At 54.0% G+C, this 18377-nt stretch carries 15 protein-coding genes; 8 read left to right on the top strand and 7 right to left on the bottom strand.

Features of this window, described 5'->3' with window-relative positions; all coding sequences use genetic code 11:
* Positions 1–20: 20 nt before the first annotated feature.
* Positions 21–503 carry a DUF2938 family protein gene (locus ASN_RS11735; RefSeq protein WP_048845217.1) on the top strand — a complete coding sequence of 161 codons (483 nt, stop codon included), beginning with the start codon at positions 21–23 and terminating at the stop codon, positions 501–503.
* A 19-nt stretch (positions 504–522) separates the two neighbouring features.
* On the opposite strand, the gene ASN_RS11730 is transcribed toward ASN_RS11735, so the two are convergent.
* Positions 523–1437 carry a helix-turn-helix domain-containing protein gene (locus ASN_RS11730; protein WP_058988282.1) on the bottom strand — a complete coding sequence of 305 codons (915 nt, stop codon included), beginning with the start codon at positions 1435–1437 and terminating at the stop codon, positions 523–525.
* Between the two features lie 149 nt (positions 1438–1586).
* On the opposite strand from ASN_RS11730, the gene ASN_RS11725 reads away from it, so the two are divergent.
* The gene (locus ASN_RS11725) at positions 1587–2333 is read left to right on the top strand and encodes an SDR family oxidoreductase (protein WP_041240784.1); all 747 of its coding nucleotides are present in this window, start codon (positions 1587–1589) and stop codon (positions 2331–2333) included.
* A 40-nt stretch (positions 2334–2373) separates the two neighbouring features.
* On the opposite strand, the gene ASN_RS11720 is transcribed toward ASN_RS11725, so the two are convergent.
* Complete coding sequence (locus tag ASN_RS11720) at positions 2374–3285, bottom strand: LysR family transcriptional regulator (RefSeq protein ID WP_058988281.1); 912 nt, start codon at positions 3283–3285, stop codon at positions 2374–2376.
* Between the two features lie 133 nt (positions 3286–3418).
* Positions 3419–4770, bottom strand: a protein-coding gene (locus tag ASN_RS11715; protein WP_099048284.1) for an IS3 family transposase whose coding sequence is annotated in 2 segments (ribosomal slippage) — positions 3419–4434 and positions 4434–4770 — 1353 coding nt in all. Because the reading frame shifts where the segments join, the coding sequence is not laid out codon by codon here.
* Between the two features lie 70 nt (positions 4771–4840).
* Between ASN_RS11715 and ASN_RS11705 the strand changes: the two genes are divergently transcribed.
* From ASN_RS11705 to ASN_RS11685, 4 genes are all read left to right on the top strand, one after another.
* Positions 4841–6307, top strand: a complete 1467-nt coding sequence (locus ASN_RS11705) for an amidase (protein WP_082666659.1) — start codon at positions 4841–4843, stop codon at positions 6305–6307.
* A complete protein-coding gene (locus ASN_RS11700; protein WP_058988279.1) occupies positions 6291–7718 on the top strand; it encodes an amidohydrolase in 1428 nt (475 codons plus the stop codon). Before ASN_RS11705 ends, ASN_RS11700 begins: the two co-directional genes overlap by 17 nt.
* Before the next feature lie 46 nt (positions 7719–7764).
* On the top strand, positions 7765–9150 hold the full coding sequence (locus ASN_RS11695) for a GntP family permease (protein ID WP_058988278.1): 1386 nt from the start codon (positions 7765–7767) through the stop codon (positions 9148–9150).
* A protein-coding gene (locus ASN_RS11685) for an IS3 family transposase (RefSeq protein WP_099048284.1) occupies positions 9038–10389 on the top strand; the annotation gives its coding sequence in 2 pieces (ribosomal slippage) (positions 9038–9374 and positions 9374–10389; 1353 coding nt in all). Before ASN_RS11695 ends, ASN_RS11685 begins: the two co-directional genes overlap by 113 nt.
* Positions 10390–10419: 30 nt before the next feature.
* On the opposite strand, the gene ASN_RS11680 is transcribed toward ASN_RS11685, so the two are convergent.
* The 4 genes from ASN_RS11680 to ASN_RS11665 all read right to left on the bottom strand — a co-directional run bounded on the left by ASN_RS11680 (position 10420) and on the right by ASN_RS11665 (position 15251).
* The gene (locus ASN_RS11680) at positions 10420–11124 is read right to left on the bottom strand and encodes a TonB-dependent receptor plug domain-containing protein (RefSeq protein WP_231948192.1); all 705 of its coding nucleotides are present in this window, start codon (positions 11122–11124) and stop codon (positions 10420–10422) included.
* An 833-nt stretch (positions 11125–11957) separates the two neighbouring features.
* The gene (locus ASN_RS11675) at positions 11958–13208 is read right to left on the bottom strand and encodes a M20 family metallo-hydrolase (RefSeq protein ID WP_058988277.1); all 1251 of its coding nucleotides are present in this window, start codon (positions 13206–13208) and stop codon (positions 11958–11960) included.
* Positions 13209–13293: 85 nt separating this feature from the next.
* Positions 13294–14235 carry a 2-hydroxyacid dehydrogenase gene (locus tag ASN_RS11670; protein ID WP_058988276.1) on the bottom strand — a complete coding sequence of 314 codons (942 nt, stop codon included), beginning with the start codon at positions 14233–14235 and terminating at the stop codon, positions 13294–13296.
* Between the two features lie 143 nt (positions 14236–14378).
* Positions 14379–15251, bottom strand: a complete 873-nt coding sequence (locus ASN_RS11665; protein ID WP_058988275.1) for a dimethylarginine dimethylaminohydrolase family protein — start codon at positions 15249–15251, stop codon at positions 14379–14381.
* Positions 15252–15678: 427 nt separating this feature from the next.
* Here ASN_RS11665 and ASN_RS11660 point away from each other — a divergent pair, with 427 nt between their 5' ends.
* Positions 15679–16659: a LysR family transcriptional regulator gene (locus ASN_RS11660; protein ID WP_058988274.1), complete on the top strand. Its 981-nt coding sequence runs from the start codon at positions 15679–15681 to the stop codon at positions 16657–16659.
* On the top strand, positions 16659–18371 hold the full coding sequence (locus ASN_RS11655; RefSeq protein ID WP_231948191.1) for an ABC transporter substrate-binding protein/permease: 1713 nt from the start codon (positions 16659–16661) through the stop codon (positions 18369–18371). The genes ASN_RS11660 and ASN_RS11655 overlap by 1 nt, the downstream gene beginning before the upstream one ends.
* Positions 18372–18377 lie beyond the last annotated feature (6 nt).

Genomic DNA, 18377 nt, shown 5'->3' with positions numbered 1-18377 from the left:
TTACTTCGAGGACATGCTGTATGAATTTGCTCGAAATTCTGACAGTCGGCGTCGTGGCGACTGCTGCATCCGATATCTGGCAACAGGCCCAGAAACCATTGACTGGAATTCCTGCAGCCAACTGGCCTGTCACCGGCCGCTGGGTCATAGGGTGGCGCGATGGCAGGATCTATGACCCAATGATTGGAAAAAGACCCTCCCTGAAAGGAGAGGCACCTGTCGGCTGGGCATTTCATTATCTGATTGGTGCTGTTTATGCCGCACTGTACCTCAGTTTTGTGGTGGTTATAGCAAAGACAGTCCCCACACTGCTAAATGGTCTACTCTTCGGACTTGTTACCCTTTTAGCCCCTTTTCTGTTTATGAAACCTGCTCTGGGCGGCGGTTTTTTCGGGCTTAGAGCCCCCAATCCTGAAAAAGGACTATTCCTCAGTATAAGCGCTCATGCTGTCTTTGGAATGGGATTGTATTTAGGTGAACTTTTTTACCAAGGTCTTTTCTAAAACATTATTCATATCGTGATTATAGTTTTCTATAATCACGAGGACTGACACCTGTCACTCTGCGGAAGACCTGAGCAAAGTGACTTGGATTGTTGTATCCGATCTCCAAAGCAATCTCGATAATGGAAAGATTGGTCTTACGAAGCATTTCTGATGCTTTCTGGACGCGGCGCTGCATGAACCAATCAGAGGGGGTTTGTCCCGTGGTTGTACGGAATGAGCGACTGGTGTGAAAACGGCTCATGCCACACAAAGCAGCAAGACAATCCAAATCGAATGGTTCAGCCAGATGTGCTTCCATATGATCAAGAACTCTACGCAGTTTCCATGTGGGCAAGAGAGTGGATCGTCGCTTTATCTTAGCTCTGGCATCAGCATACTGTCTTAAAAGATGAACTGTCAGACTTTCCAGAAGGCCAATTACAAATAAGGGATTTGCAATAACGGAAGATTGCATTTCAGCTATCAGGCCACTCAAAATTCCTGATATGAAAGCATCTTCCCCGCCCGAAACATCCCGCATTCGAATACGGGATGAATTCAGATTTAATGACATGGCAGCTCGATCGACAAGCTCAAGTCCAAGATAAAGATGCAACACTTCAAAACAAGTGCCTCCCTTGCCCTGCCAACGCATCAGATAGGGTGTGTCCGTCTGCGTGAGGTAAAATGTTCCTGCTCTTGCCTTGCTCTGTTCCCAAGGCCCTGTCAGCTCACGCTCTTCGACATTTGCTTCTCCGCGGATAACCCAGACAAGCAAGGGTTCTGCGACGGCAGGCACAAGAATTTCGTCTTCTTGTACCGGGCGAGTGAATATCTGGACGTCAACATCCTTCCAGACATCCCCATCACTTTGCGCGACTTTCTCCCCGGGCAGAAGTTGCTCCAGTGTCAAACTGGCAGCACGCCGAGAAGGAAGGCAGGATAAAACCATCCGCTACACTCTCTCATTTCCATGCGCGACTATCTATAGCGCAAAATCGCAATAGTTTCAGCAAGAAGCCAAGCGAGATATCTTCTGGCATAATTTACACCTCCTTCGACAATTAAGGCCGATTGAAGGCTCGTCGTGTGGAGAAGATTATGAATATTGCAGGAAAAATTGCTCTGGTGACCGGAGCATCCAGTGGCATTGGTGCGGCAACAGCGCGCAAACTTGCAGCAGAAGGAATGACAGTCGGCCTGGCGGCACGTCGTCATGATCGCCTGGAGACGCTTGTTAGTGAAATTACCAAGGCTGGCGGTCGAGCCATTCCTCTGGTGACGGACGTTACTGATCTTGTCTCGTGTCAAGAAGCGGCAAAGAGCTTGATCGCCCAATTTGGAAGGATTGATGTTCTGGTCAACAATGCGGGCCTGATGCCCCTATCCAGCGTTGACAGCCTGAAAGTGGACGAATGGCAGCAGATGGTGGACGTCAATATATCTGGTGTTCTTAATGCAACGGCAGCCGTTCTTCCGCAGATGATCGCACAGCATTCGGGCCATATTTTCAACATGTCCTCGATTGCAGGCCGGAAAGTCTTTACGGGTCTCGCCGTTTATTGTGCCACCAAGGCTGCGGTGACAGCGTTTTCAGACGGCCTAAGAATGGAGATCGGACCAAAGCATAATATCCGCGTTACCTGCATTCAGCCGGGAGCCGTAAAATCAGAGCTTTACGATCACATTACAGATGCTGATTACCGCAAACAGATGGATGACCTTGCAGCGTCCATGACCTTTCTCGAGGGCGAGGACATAGCAGACAGTATCCTTTTTGCTCTGAAATCACCTGCACGTATGGATGTTGCAGAACTGTTTGTTCTTCCGACTGAACAGGGATGGTGAACAGGAACTGATTGCCAACTGAGCTTAGGAGTCAGGCACCCTACCGTCGAAAAGAGGCTTCAGGCTGGAAAGCCTCTTGAAGCTCGGTCACAAAGACCCGCAGCTTTGGTGTCATAACCGGACCTGCGTTATAGAGCAGGTGCACGGGCCTGTCCGGAACTTTCCACCTGGGCATAAGCCGGACAAGCCGTTTGCTTTTAATATCTGGAAGCAGAGCCTGCTCATATCCCACCAGAATACCATCGCCAGCAAGTGCTGCAGAATGCAGAACACTTGAATCATTACTGATTATCCTCCCGGAAACGGTGACTGGCCGCGTAACGCTGCCTTGAGAAAAGTGCCAGGTCGTTACAGGGCCGCCGGAATTTTCATACACGAGACACTCGTGGCGCATCAGATCTTCGGGCTGCTCTGGAAAACCGTGTTTTTCCAGATAGGTTTGAGCTGCACAGATGACCCGACGATAGGCCGTCAAAGGGCGACTGACCACTGTAAGGTCCGTCTCAAGTTCACCAATTCGGATCACAGCCTCATGACAGTCCATTGTGGGGTGAATCAGTTGGTCTGTCAGTGACAAATGGACTTGAATTTCTGGATATCTTTTCTGAAAATTGTGAACAAATGGCAGCAATACTGTTCGCCCGAAAGTGACGGGTACACTGACAGATAATGTACCGCGGGGTGTGCCAAGCGTATTGGCTGCCAGACTGTCAGCTCGTTCAGCAGCCTGCAGAACAAGCCGACATTGCTCGCAATAGAGCCGTCCTGTTTCAGTCAGACTTTGCCGACGTGTCGTTCGATGCAACAGACGTGCACCAAGGTGATGCTCCAGAGCCTCTATATGCTTGGCCACCATCTGCGGCGACAAAGTCAGATGCTGGGAGGCCGCAGCAAAAGATCCCAATTCCACAACCTTGATAAAAATCTTCATGCTGGTTAACCGGTCAAGCATTCACCATCCTCAGTTGTGACTGATGTCTTGTATCGACAATTTATCCAGCGAAAAAGAGGTGTCCGTCGTCGAAAGATTTGGGACTATGGATGGTGTGAAATAACGGAGGGTCTGGCCCATCTGATTATGATGTTTAGGCGGCACGCTGCTGATGAAGCAAGCGTCGTTTCTGGATGGTAGCTCTTTTGATGCGCTCACGTTCGAGCAGGATTGTCTGCCCCCGTCCGAACCAGACATCTGCCGGCGTGAGATTGTTGAGGCTCTCGTGATAGCGGCGCTGATTATAGTTTTCGACGAATGCCTCGATCTGGCTTTCGAGATCTCCAGGCAGATAATAATGCTCAAGAAGCACGCGGTTCTTGAGCGTCTGGTGCCAACGTTCGATCTTCCCCTGTGTCTGGGGATGGTTGGGAGCGCCACGCACATGATCGATGCTGTTCTGATTTAGCCATTTCGCGAGTTCGTCAGCAACATAACAGGGGCCGTTATCGGAGAGCAGTCGCGGCCGGTGTCTGACCGTGGCTTGATGAAGCCCTGATGCCTGCAAGGCGAGTTCCAGCGTTTGCGTCACATCGGATGCGGCCATGGTCGTGCACAACTTCCAGGCGATGATGTAGCGTGAGAAATCATCAAGGATGGTCGACAGATAGAACCATCCCCATCCGATAACCTTGAGATAGGTGAAATCCGTCTGCCAGAGCTGGTTCGGCGCTGTTGTTTTTGTATGGAAGCTCTCCGCCGCCTTGATGACGATGAATTTCGGACTGGTGATCAGGTCATGGGCCTTGAGCAGGCGATAGACCGAGGCTTCCGAGACGAAATAGCCCTGCTCGTCGGTGAACCGCACGGCAATTTCACGAGGCGACAGTTCCGGCGTCTCCAGCGCCAGATCAATGATCTGTGCACGGATATCGTCCGCGATGCGGTTCCATATCCGATTGGGTCCAGAGGGTTTGTCCGCCAGGGCTTCCGGGCCGCCCGTCCGATAGAGATCGCACCAGCGGTGAAAGGTTGAACGCGGGATACCAATCTTGCCGAGAACCTGCCGAACCGGCAGGGCTGATTGCTCGACAAGGCGGATGATCTCGAGCTTTTCCGAAGCCATATATCTCATGCGGGGTCTCCCCCAGCCCCGATCATGCTTTTTTTAAGCAGGCGCAGTTCCAGTGTCTGCTCGGCCACGACCTCTTTCAGGGCCCGCGCCTCGTCACGCAGATGACGGACTTCACTGGTTGTGGCGTTACGCGCCGTATCGCCCGCAAGTCGTTTCTTCCCGGCTTCAAGAAACTCCTTCGACCAGGAATAATACAGGCTTTCGGCAATACCTTCACGGCGGCACAGCTCAGCTATGCTGCTCTCGCCCCGCAGGCCATCAAGCACAATGCGGATCTTCTCTTCCGCCGAATACTGCCGACGCGTCGCCCGGCGGATATCGCGGATCAACCGTTCCCCCGATGTCGTCTCCGGCAAGGATTTCTGGCTCATACTTCACTCCTTCGTCGTTACGATGAGCCAGAAATCCTCCATTATTCAATTCACCAATTTCGTCCCATAGATCCTGACGGCGGACACGGACAACGTCAATCCAGCCGTCAACGCGATTGTCTGTGAAGACCGAGAAGCAGCAGCAAAAGCCGCAAAAATGGCGGATGAAGCCTGGAGACGGGGAGAACCGACTGGCGCTCTGTGCGGAATTCCACTGGCCGTCAAAGATACTCATGTCACGAAAGGCATGACCACAACCTTCGGCAGTCCATTGTTCCGAGAATGGGTGCCGGAGAAGGATCAGAATTTTGTCGCTCGCCTGCGCGCTTCCGGGGCCGTTATCACCGGCAAAACCAACGTTCCGGAATGGGCTGCTGGAGGAACCAGTCGGAATCCGGTCTATGGCGCAACAGGAAATCCCTTCAACCCCGCGCTGAATGCCGCAGGATCCTCCGGCGGATCGGCCACCGCTCTGGCCTGTGGGATGGCCACACTGGCCACGGGTTCGGACACAGGCGGTAGCCTGAGGAATCCTGCGGCATTCAATGGTATTGTCGGCATGAGGCCCTCAGGGGGGCTGATGGCCAGCGAAAGGCGACCGCTGGGCTGGTCTACCCTTTCCGTTGATGGCCCGATGGCCAGGACGGTGACTGATACGGCGCTTATGCTGTCAGCCTGCGCCAGCGATGACAGGCTTGATCCTCTTGCCTATACGCTGCCGGGCGAAACGGTGCAGGCTTCGAAAGGACGGTTTTTTCCTCTGAAACCTGTTAATCTGAAAGGACTTCGACTAGCGGCGACAGAGGATTTCGGGAGTGCCCCAGTCGAGGCCATTGTGCGACGCGCCTTCCGCAACAAACTTCCTGCGATAGCGGCGCTGTTCGGTTCCATGGAGATGACAGAACCTGACAGCACAGACGCGGACCGGGTGTTCGCGATCCTCCGGGCTTCCGTCTTCTATGCTGCTCACGCAGAGCGCTACCGCGATCATTTCGACCAGCTTGGTCCGAACATTCGCGCCAATGTCGAAGAAGCACAGGGATATTCTCTGGCCGACTATACTTGGGCTGCAAAACAGCAAACAGTTATTTATCGCTCCTATCAGTATTTTTTTGAGAATCACGATATTCTGATCAGTCCGGCCATCACAGTTTCGCCGCGCCCTTGGACAGAAATGTATCCGTCCGAGATCGATGGCACTGCAACAACAAGTTATTTCCACTGGCTTGCCATGGCCTACAACGTCACACTCTCAGGTCATCCCGCCATCAGCATCCCCGTCGGTGTAGATGAGCGCGGTATGCCGTTTGGTCTTCAGATCGTAGGACCACGTGGCGGAGATGCGCTGCTTCTGCAGGTTGCAGCCATGATTGAGGCGGCTTTCGCCGATGATCCGGATCTGCGCCGACCAGTGCCGGATCTCAAAGCGCTTGCTGCAATGCCACCGATCGCATCACGACCTGGCTTCATGCCGCCTGTAAGCACGGCAAACAGATCTTCCTCTATCAAGGATATTTCTTATGCGAAACAGCCATGAAATATGGGGGCGTGTTGACGCCATCAGTCCGGATTTCACTGACCTTTCCGACCGCATCTGGGATAAGCCCGAACTGGCCTATGATGAATTCAGTGCCGTAACAGAGTATTCCGCCATGCTGAAGGCACAGGGATTCCGGGTAACAGAAGGCATAGCCGGAATTCCTACGGCAGTGATGGGCGAGCATGGAGAGGATGGGCCAGTCATCGCCATACTGGGCGAGTATGATGCTCTGCCCGGACTGAGTCAGGCAGCTGGCCTCGCCCGCCCTTCTCCGCTTCCCGGACCGGGAACAGGACATGGTTGCGGCCACAATTTGCTTGGTGCTTCCGCACTACTCGCGGCTACGGCGGTAAAGGATTATCTGAAAGCACACGGGCTGAAAGGACGTATCCGCTACTATGGCTGTCCGGCCGAGGAAGGTGGTGCGGCCAAGACATTCATGGTGCGGGAAGGCGCTTTTACGGATGTGGATGCAGCGATCTCCTGGCATCCGTCTTCGTTTTCGGGAGTTAATGCGCCATTCTCTCTGGCCAATACGCGGATCGATTTTACTTTTGAGGGTAAGGCCGCTCACGCAGCGGCAGCACCACATCTTGGCCGATCAGCGCTCGACGCAGCCGAACTGATGAATGTCGGGGCGAATTATCTACGCGAACACATGCCTCAGGGAGCACGGCTTCATTACGCCTATATCGACGCAGGTGGCACGGCGCCAAATGTCGTCCAATCAAACGTAACCATCCGTTATCTGATCCGTTCCGAGACGCTGCCAGAACTGATGGAACTGGTGGAACGGGTAAGAAAAATCGCGACAGGAGCCGCGATGATGACGGAGACACACGTCTCCGAGAAAGTCGTCAGCGCAGTTTCCAATCTGATGGGCAACAGCCCTCTTGAAGCGGCGATGCATCGTAATTTCGAAAATCTGGGGCCGCCACAATTTGATGATGCAGACCGCAAAGTCGCAGCGGAATTTGTCGCGACCCTCACGAAGGAAGACAAGCTTGCTGCTTACCGACGCATGGGTATTCCCTACGATCCTGATGCCGTCTTATGTGATCTGATCGCCCCACCTTGCGCAGAAGGCGATATGAGCGCGGGTTCGACGGATGTGGGGGATGTAAGCTGGGCGGTGCCTACGGTTCAGGCCCGAGGCGCGACCTGTGCTATCGGCACGCCACTGCATTCCTGGCAGATGACAGCACAGGGCAAAGCTGCCCATGCACATAAAGGCATGATACATACAGCAAAAATCATGGCGGCAACCGCACTGGATGCCCTCACGGATGACATACTCCTTGAACAGGCCAGAGCGGAACACGCAGCCCGGTTGGCGGAAACACCCTATATCTGTCCCCTTCCCGCCACCGTAAAACCACCGGCACGCCGGAAACAGGCAGCGGCGTGAGCACTCCTTCCGCAAAAAGGTTTGGCGTTCCTGACCGGATCTGTGCATGAACCCCGGTTTTACGATAGCCACAGGCGCCGTCGCCATTCTCGCTGTTATCATCCTCATCGCCCGGTTCCGCCTTGAGCCGGTGATGACACTGTTCGGCATAGCCATCGCAGTCGGGTTGGCTGCCGGACATTCACCAGCAGAGGCAGTGGCTTCGTTCGAGGATGGGGCCGGTCATACACTGGGGCATATTGCCTTCATCATCGCTTTCGGGACGATGCTGGGACGGATCATCACCGAGAGCGGTGCAGCGGAGCGGATTGCCGAAACCCTGATCCGGGGGTTCGGGGCGCGCAACATTCACTGGGCCATGATGATCATCGGCCTGATCGTTGGACTGCCTGTGTTTTTCGATGTCGGGTTCGTGCTGCTGGCACCGCTGGCCTTTGTTGCGGCCCGCGCAGCAGGGCAGCCGATTCTGCTGGCCGCCCTGCCACTGGCAGCCAGTCTTTCAGTAGCCCATGCGCTGATGCCGCCGCATCCGGCGATCATGATCGCGGTGCAGGCCTATCATGCCAGCATGCCGCTTATGCTTTTACTCGGGGCTCTGGTTGCCGTGCCTACAGCAGTACTGACCGGGCCTGTCTTCGCGCATTTCATCGTGCCGCGTCTGACAGTGCGGGGCGTCAGTTCTCTCGAAGAACAGTTTTTCAATAACGGCCCGGTACAGGAAATGCCACCCTTCTGGCTTTCAGTGCTCGCCGTGCTCATGCCGGTCCTGCTAATTCTGGCGGGGCTTATTATCAGCAGTCTTTTTCCCGGCACGACAGGCCAGACTATGGGCGGACTGGTTGGTTCAACCGATGTGGCTCTGGTCCTGTCTACAGTGTTTGCCTGCGTCGCTCTAACACGCACGCGCGGACTATCAAAAGATGAGATCTCCCGCCACCTGAGCGCCTGTCTGGCACCAATTGCCTTCGTTGTGCTGCTGGTCGGAGCAGGCGGCGGATTTGGCCGGGCGCTTATAGATGCTGGTGTGTCGCGCGTTCTGACCGGGCTCGCCATCAACTGGCATATGCCGCCTCTGCTGCTAGCTTGCGGAATTGCAGCCGTCGTGCGGCTGGCTACGGGCTCCGCCACGGTGGCAATGAGCACGGCAGCACCCGTTCTGGCACCCTTTACCCATCAGGCGGGTCTGGTCTCGCCAGAGGCCATGGTTCTGGCGACGGGTGCCGGATCAGTGGCTGTCCGCCGTCAGGATCTATGGGACGAAATTGGTGAATTGAATAATGGAGGATTTCTGGCTCATCGTAACGACGAAGGAGTGAAGTATGAGCCAGAAATCCTTGCCGGAGACGACATCGGGGGAACGGTTGATCCGCGATATCCGCCGGGCGACGCGTCGGCAGTATTCGGCGGAAGAGAAGATCCGCATTGTGCTTGATGGCCTGCGGGGCGAGAGCAGCATAGCTGAGCTGTGCCGCCGTGAAGGTATTGCCGAAAGCCTGTATTATTCCTGGTCGAAGGAGTTTCTTGAAGCCGGGAAGAAACGACTTGCGGGCGATACGGCGCGTAACGCCACAACCAGTGAAGTCCGTCATCTGCGTGACGAGGCGCGGGCCCTGAAAGAGGTCGTGGCCGAGCAGACACTGGAACTGCGCCTGCTTAAAAAAAGCATGATCGGGGCTGGGGGAGACCCCGCATGAGATATATGGCTTCGGAAAAGCTCGAGATCATCCGCCTTGTCGAGCAATCAGCCCTGCCGGTTCGGCAGGTTCTCGGCAAGATTGGTATCCCGCGTTCAACCTTTCACCGCTGGTGCGATCTCTATCGGACGGGCGGCCCGGAAGCCCTGGCGGACAAACCCTCTGGACCCAATCGGATATGGAACCGCATCGCGGACGATATCCGTGCACAGATCATTGATCTGGCGCTGGAGACGCCGGAACTGTCGCCTCGTGAAATTGCCGTGCGGTTCACCGACGAGCAGGGCTATTTCGTCTCGGAAGCCTCGGTCTATCGCCTGCTCAAGGCCCATGACCTGATCACCAGTCCGAAATTCATCGTCATCAAGGCGGCGGAGAGCTTCCATACAAAAACAACAGCGCCGAACCAGCTCTGGCAGACGGATTTCACCTATCTCAAGGTTATCGGATGGGGATGGTTCTATCTGTCGACCATCCTTGATGATTTCTCACGCTACATCATCGCCTGGAAGTTGTGCACGACCATGGCCGCATCCGATGTGACGCAAACGCTGGAACTCGCCTTGCAGGCATCAGGGCTTCATCAAGCCACGGTCAGACACCGGCCGCGACTGCTCTCCGATAACGGCCCCTGTTATGTTGCTGACGAACTCGCGAAATGGCTAAATCAGAACAGCATCGATCATGTGCGTGGCGCTCCCAACCATCCCCAGACACAGGGGAAGATCGAACGTTGGCACCAGACGCTCAAGAACCGCGTGCTTCTTGAGCATTATTATCTGCCTGGAGATCTCGAAAGCCAGATCGAGGCATTCGTCGAAAACTATAATCAGCGCCGCTATCACGAGAGCCTCAACAATCTCACGCCGGCAGATGTCTGGTTCGGACGGGGGCAGACAATCCTGCTCGAACGTGAGCGCATCAAAAGAGCTACCATCCAGAAACGACGCTTGCTTCATCAGCAGCGTGCCGCCTAAACATCATAATCAGATGGGCCAGACCCTCCGTTATTTCACACCATCCATAGTCCCAAATCTTTCGACGACGGACACCCACTGCTTGGTCAGAGCAGAATCAACATGCCATCTTTCGATATCACCCACACCACGCCACATATCCCCGCGGGAATAAGAGCCAGACGCAAAAGCACGCACGCCGGTATGGCCAATTTCTCCAGTGTCATACCGGATGAAATCCTTGTTTGTTCCGTAGGAACCACCAGACCCCGCAACATGCACATGCTGATGATCCGCAGGACCTCTTATGCTGGCAGAAATCTCGGCACCGGTTGCATTATATGTGGGAGAATTGATGTCAACTGCCCCCTGCATAACGTTGACCTGGCCCATATTTTGGCTGTCAACAAGAGAGGGAGTGTAGGTGCTATATGTGAAAGGATTGGCCGCAGGCATGCCTTCAAACGTCACGCCAATTTCAGCCTGTGCCATACCGCGAATATGAAGAGTAGAAAAAGAAGTCGTCAGCGGACCTTCGCTTGCTGAAACAACGCCGGGCAACGTCGAAATCAGAGACTCAATAGTGGAAGTCGGCGACTGCATCTCTATATAATTATGAGAAAGTGAACTGACCGTTTTAGCTATTGTGTGCCGTACCATCATGCCACCACCAGCCACTTTGCGGCGTTCAGTTACATCAATGGTTTCGTTTCTATTTTTAGAGCGTGCGGCGTCTTTTTTCTGACTACCTGACATTTTCTTGTGTGATGGATTTTGATCTGCGCTGCTCTGAGCCCGTGCCGGTATAGCAACGTTCTGGAAACACAAACAGCACGTTGTGAGAAACAAGATTTTTTTCATGGTAGCCCGTCCAATGAACCAAAGGTCGGCCCCCAACTCCCCGAAAACCTTTCTCCGTTCAACCCCATCCAGGAAAGTTCATTATAACAAAACCAAAGTGTCACAGAACTTTAACAATGTTACGAATGGAAGCAGTTTTATCAAACAATCTGAGGCTTCCGAATATGAACAGATGGATTATTGGACTAACCGATCAGAGTCCGGAATGATATTCCAAGGGAGAATCTTACCACTTTTCCCTTGCGGGTTGTTCCAGACTAAGATTCAATCTGTATATATATTGGAATACAGTGGCATTTTCTAACTTCTATGTAATAAATTACTTCTTCAGGATAGTCTTGTGACGCGCGTTGCAGATGCACTATTGGTTCATCCAACCTTTGTTGCCAGCCGTTTGATGAAACGGATAATGCTGAGCAATACGCCTTATATAAGCTCAGGTTCACAACGGTATCCCTCTCCGTGGAGCGGAGAAGTACTTTCTCAGCTTCGGCCCGTCTATAAATTTGGGATGAGGTTTTTTAGCGCTGCGTCATTTGAAAGGTGTGATTATTGATGCCTGAGCAAGGTTTTTTGCAGCAAGGAAACAGATTAAAAGCCTTGATGCCAAAGTATCAGAAAGAAAACCCAATAGCTCCAGCCTAAAAAAAGCCTGCCAGATGGACCTGGTAGGCTTTTCAAAACCTCTTGAATATTTCTCAACTCCACCCAAGGAACATATGCCGCCCTCAGGCATCCAGTCGAGCGTCAGCGGCCAGAACAGCATGAAGCAAGACATTGGCGCCAGCTTTGGCATCTTCGGGTTCCGCACTTTCTGCCTCGTTATGGCTAATGCCTTTCCAACACGGCACAAAGATCATGGCGGTAGGGGCTACCTTTGCCACGTACACGGCATCATGCCCTGCCCCGGATACAATATCCCGCATGGAATAGCCAAGCGCGTGCGCACTGTCACGCACGCATTCCACGCAAAGCGGATCAAAATGAACAGCCGCAGAAACCCAGGTCGGAGTAATCTCCATTTCCACACCGCACAGTGAAGCCAGACGTTCCATACGTTGACGAAACTCTCTTTCCATCTTTGCAAGAACACCGTCAGAAGGATGGCGTAAATCAACAGTAAAAGAGACTTCCCCCGGCACCACATTACTACTGGATGGCAAACACTCGATAATACCCACGGTACCCAGTCCATCAGGAGCGTGATCCATCACAACCTGATGCACCTCATCAATCATGCGGGCAGCAGCCCACAGGGCGTCAGACCGCATGGTCATGGGTGTTGTACCGGCATGAGCATCATGCCCTTTTACGGTCACGCTGTACCAGCGCATTCCTTGTACGCCCTGCACAACGCCAATCGTCCGTTTCTCTGCTTCCAGAACAGGCCCTTGTTCAATATGCAGTTCAAAATACGCTGCCGCCGGGTGCGCACCGCAGGTTTCTTCCCCACTATAGCCTATTTTATCCAGCGCTTCGCCCAACTTCACGCCGGCACGATCCGTCCGGCTTTGAGCAAATTCCTGTGTAAATACTCCGCCAAACACACCAGATGCCAACATAGGGGGCGTAAAGCGCGCGCCTTCCTCGTTGGTCCAGTTAACTATTTCTATAGGGTGCCGTGTGGTCAATCCGGCATCTCGCAGCGCACGTAGTACGGCAATGCCGCCCATTACACCTAGAATACCATCGAATTTTCCGCCGGTAGGTTGGGTATCCAGATGGCTGCCAATCATGATGGGGGCAAGACCATCCTCCTCACCAGCCTTCCGTGCAAACTGGTTCCCCATGGAATCGTAGCTAACAACACACCCCAGAGCCTCGCAGGTGCGGGTAAACCACTCTCTTACCCTCGCATCTTCCTCAGACAACGCGAGACGACAGATTCCTCCCTTAGGTGTACCACCAAACTTCGCCGTTTCCATCAAATCCAACCACAAAGCAGATCCATCCACCACAATATTACTTTGAGCAACCATGTGCTTCCCTCCGCTTTTTCAGTGATTTCTTCTGATGGACCATCATCAGGAATTTTTTATTCCAACTCGTGAAAAGTCTGTATTTTCAGTATCCCTTATCAGGATCACACAGCAAAGCCGGGCGTTCACCACGCTCCATCTGAGCAATAGTCTCAGCAACGTAACGTGCCTGCATGATTCTGGAGGCTTCCGAGGCAACATGGGGCGTCAGCGTAATACGTGGGTGCGCCCACAGCCCAGATTCCGCAGACAGGGGTTCGGGTGTCACCACATCCAACACAGCACCGCTGATCAGCCCATCATCCAGCGCACGCACCAGATCAGCCTGAACCACATGGTCTCCACGGCCTACGTTAATAAAACCAGCACCGCGCGGAAGCGCACTCAGAAAATGATAGGTTACCAACCCACGCGTTTCAGGCGTGCTTGGCAGAAGATTAACCAGAATATCGGCTGTTTTCAGAAAATCAGCCAACGCCTCTTTTCCAGAATACACCTCCACACCAACAACACTACCACCTGAACGACGCCAGCCCGAAACCTGAAACCCTATCCGCGCCAGATGAGCCGCCACATGGCTCCCCAAATGTCCAAGCCCCATGACGCCTATCCGGGTTTCACCACTTGTTCGCGCAACACCATTATATGACCATACGCGCTCAGCCTGCTGAAGGGCCCATGTCCGGGCATCACGTATCAAACCGATGGCAGCCCACGTTACGTAATCCGCCATCAGGCCAGCCGTTTGCTCTCCTCCCATGCGCACCAAGGGAACATGACGCGGGAACTGCGGCGCACGTAGCAGGTGATCAACCCCTGCCCCGGTACATAAAATACCCTTTACCGAAGAAAAATGTTCAAAATGGTCTTCTTCAGGCGTCCAGACCAACACATAATCGGCCGCAGATGGCTGCACGGAAGGCTCATACCATGAGCAGACATCAAGATCTGGCGACACTTCAGAGAACGCTTTTTTCCAGCTCTCAAATTTGTCTGCGCCATCGGCACTGACAATCAGCCTGACCATGGTTTACTCCCCTGCTGCCCTTATCTCTGCCCCAACATAGCAAACCCCGCCTCTTGCCGTGCAAGACACAGGGCTTGGCTACTGGGTTATCTCAGCCCCTGCCCGGTAATAAACCGGCGCATCCGGTCAAAGGCAGTTTTGACTCAGCTTGACTGAAGCGATTTTCTACGCAACGGCATGGTCATGCAGTGCACACTCCCTCCGCCCCGAGAAAACTGGTTGAGTTCCGGATCAAGCACTGTCAGCCCTTCAGCCCGCAGCATCTGATTAATGCGCGTTGAATGATGCGGGCTTACAACCCGATCGCGCCCCAGGGCCAGCACATTACACCCCATGTCACGCATCGCTTCTTTATAGGACACCGGCAGAAGACGAATCCCCTGCGCCCGGAACCAGTCCAGATCCTCGTCAGCAATGCAGTCAACAGCGGCAATAGCCAGATTTTCGGCTACCATCGTGAAAATCACATCGAGGTGCAGGAAATGCTCAGGGAAGCGGATCATGCGGCAGGTCCAGCCCGCTTCTTCAAACCAGCTGATGAATTCGGCTGCGCCGGCTTCATCAGTCCGTCCGCCACTTACCCCTACGGCCAGCAGCCCCGGACGGATGATATGAATGTCGCCGCCTTCAATGTTTCCCTTTGTGCAGGTCTTCCAGATCTCATCCGATCCATAGAAAGACCGGATTTCCGTTTCTTCTCCAACACGTTCAGGACGGGAAAGACGCGTGACCACCGTGCCAAACGGCGTGGTCTGTGAGCTATCACGCGTATAGACCTGATATGGCATCCCTTCCTGCGGCTTCAGGAAATGGCAGGAAACATCTGCTCCCTGCAGGGTAGAAACCAGTTCGGCAAATTGGGTGTTCAGGGCAGTGCGGTCAATCGCCCCACCGTGCGCCATGGTCTGGATGGCAATATCGTTGCTGGGAATCCACTGATAATACTCAGGCGGGCAGAGGAGCACATCAGCCAGATCACCGGTCTCGCTATCAATAAACCACCGGTTCGCTTTCATTCCTGAAATCCTTAGATTGCTGAATTTCTCTTGACCCTACCCAATTTAAAACGGTTCCAAAATAAGAATAAACCGTAGTTCACTTTATCAATTTGTTAATCATCATGCCGGGCCTTCTGAACAGCACCCTGCTGTTTATGAAAACATCTTTGCTTGCCCGTTCAAACTGTAAAACCCTTCCCCTTAAACCCGCTCTCTCACCGCATCCACCAGCTTGGAAGATGGTCATTACCCTCTTGCATCTTTTTTTCGGAAGCCGCAGGCTCAGTCTTCACGGCCACGCTGAAAAGTACAGGAGAACAGACTGCCCCCTTGTTCACAAAATAACAGGAAAGCTTACCTCCACTCCCGGCACCGGAACCTTGCTTCACATCCTGTTGTTATCTCTCCAGCATGTTACATCTGACAGAGGACACGCCAGATCCACATGATACGATCAGCCTCTCCCCCGCCAGCAAAAACATCTTCAGCGTTCCGCTCCCCCAAACATAGACGCAGCAGCGGCTTTCAGGGGCAGGTTTCAGAGGTGGATCTGCGGCTGCTACGGGTGTTTCACACCGTAGCCGAACAGGGCGGGTTTTCTGCGGCGGAGATCGCCCTGGGTAAAAGCAAATCCTCCATCAGTCTGGATATTTCAGCCCTTGAAACCCGGCTTGGCCTCAAACTCTGCCTGCGTGGCCGCAGTGGGTTTGCGCTGACAGGCGAAGGCCGCGCCCTGCTGGAAGCCACCAAGAGCCTGTTGCTGGATATTCAGCGCTTCCAGCAGCGAATCAACCAGATCAGCGGCGTGTTATCCGGCATTTTCCGCCTTTATGTGCCTGACAACATCCAGGCGCATGGGGAAACCCCGCTGGTGCGAGCCATAGAGACGTTTACCTCCCAACATCCCAACGTCTTCATGACCGTCCATTCCGCCTCCACGCGCGAAGTGGAAGTCGCCGTCATGAATGGTCAAGCCACGGCTGGCATCGCCCTCTACCCGCAGGATATGCCGGACGTAAAAGGCACCCCTCTGGTGGCAGAAGCCCTCAATCTTTATTGCGGCGCACGTCATCCGTTATTTGCTGTGCCGGAAGAGAGCATCTCGCTGGAAACCCTGACCGCCCAGCGCATGATTGCGGTGGCAGAAGCAGCCACGTCTCCACAATGGAACGAACTCCGCTCCCATTTCTCCTTTCACGCTGCAGCGGAGAATGTGGATGCCCGAGCCCTCCTGATCCTGTCCGGCAATTTTATTGGTTTTCTGCCTGAGGCCTTCGCCAAACCACTGGTTGACCGCGGATTGCTGCGACGCATTGCGTTTCACAACCTGCAACTGCTCACCTGTTTTCATTTTCTGGCACGCACCTCTCCCGAAACGGGATTGATGGTTGAAACATTCCGCGCCCTTCTGGAAGAATCCTACTGATGCCCTCATCGCCATGGCTTTCTGGGTCTTCACATCCTGAGCCACCTTTTATCGCCCCCACACCAGCCTCGCGGGCATCCGTGGGAACGCTTTCCGCTGCCGGGAACGGCTTTTTGCGGCAGCACTTCTCTGGTGTCGGGCGCTTCCGTTCACGGAAACCGCTGCACCACATCGGAACCTCTTGCCTGCTTGCATTCGGGCTTCTCGTGGCCGGACCAAGCGTGGTTCATGCCCAGACTGCTCGAACGGACGTTCCCTCTTTTGCGCAGAATGACACCCTGACCGTCTGCACCAACCCCACCCTGCCTCCCATGACCTTTGTCAAAGGGTCGGACGCCAGCAAGCCGGAAGGAATGGACCTTGATGTCGCCCGCGCGCTGGCTGAACGGTGGCACGCCACACTCTCCATCATCCCCATGGATTTTACGGGCCTGTTCCCCAGCCTTGGCGCACAACGCTGCGGCATGGTAATCAGCGGCATTATCCAGTTGCCGGACCGGGAAAAGAATTTTGATGCTGTTGCCTATCAGGACACGGCACTCACAGTTGTGGCACGCGCCAATACCGCGCCCATCAACAGCATGGCCGATCTATCCGGCAAAACCATAGCCGTGCAGTCTGGCACCAGTTACGCAGCCCGCATCAACCGGGAAAACGAGGCCCTGACCGCCGCGGGCAAGCTGCCCATTATCATCCAGCAATACCCCACAGAAGATCAGGTTGTACAGCAGGTGCTGATTGGCCGTGTGTTTGCCTTTGTCAGCCAAGATGTGGAACTTTATTTCCGGCAGAAGCAACTGCATGGCAAGGTCCGTATTATTCTGAAACCGGACTATTCGGACTACAGACACTTCGCCATCTACCTGCGCAAGAACGCACAGGACCGCACATTGGTCCAAAATGCCATTTCCACCCTTGAGCAGGATGGTACCCTTACCGCCTATCGCCAGAAATGGTCTATCTCATCCCAGACTGAACAGGCGCTTACACAAGATAACAGCGCACCAGCCTTCAATTGGGGGGCTTTTTTCTCTGCGCTAACCTCCATGGCCTTCCTGCGGGGCGCGTTTATTACTCTTGCCGTAGCGCTCTTATCCCACGCCATTGCCATTGTGATTTCCATCCCCATGGCCATTACCCTCAATGGACGCGGCAACTCCCTGCTCAAAGCCGTTCTGAAAACCTACGTCTCGGTCTTCAGGGGAGCCCCCACACTCCTGCAGCTTCTGTTCATCTGGAACGCGCTACCCCAGTTCTTTCCCATCTTTCGGGAACAATGGTTTACGCCCTTTCTGGCAACTCTGGTTGCCCTTTCCATCAATGAATCCGCCTATCAGGTGGAAATCAACCGGTCAGCCCTGAGCGCGGTGGATGGTGGCCAGGAACTGGCGGCGGACGCACTGGGCATGAGCCGCCGGCAAGTCTACCGCTACGTGATCTTCCCTCAGGCGCTTCGCATAGCACTTCCCCCCACCATCAATGACTTCATCAGTCTCTTGAAAACCACATCTCTGGCTTCCGTAATTTCCCTGCAGGAACTTCTGGCCATTACGCAGGTGCAGGTGGCGCGCACGTTCGAATTTACGGAATATTACGCTGCGGCTCTCGTCTATTATCTGGCCATGGTGTTCTTTTTCCTGTTCCTGCAGAAACGGGTAGAGCGTCGCTTCTCCTGGGCTGACCGCAAGAAAGCTTCCGCCAATGCATCCTGAACCCGA

This window comes from Acetobacter senegalensis (genome assembly GCF_001499615.1).
Taxonomy (GTDB): domain Bacteria; phylum Pseudomonadota; class Alphaproteobacteria; order Acetobacterales; family Acetobacteraceae; genus Acetobacter; species Acetobacter senegalensis.
This window is presented reverse-complemented; position numbering and strand designations above follow the sequence as displayed.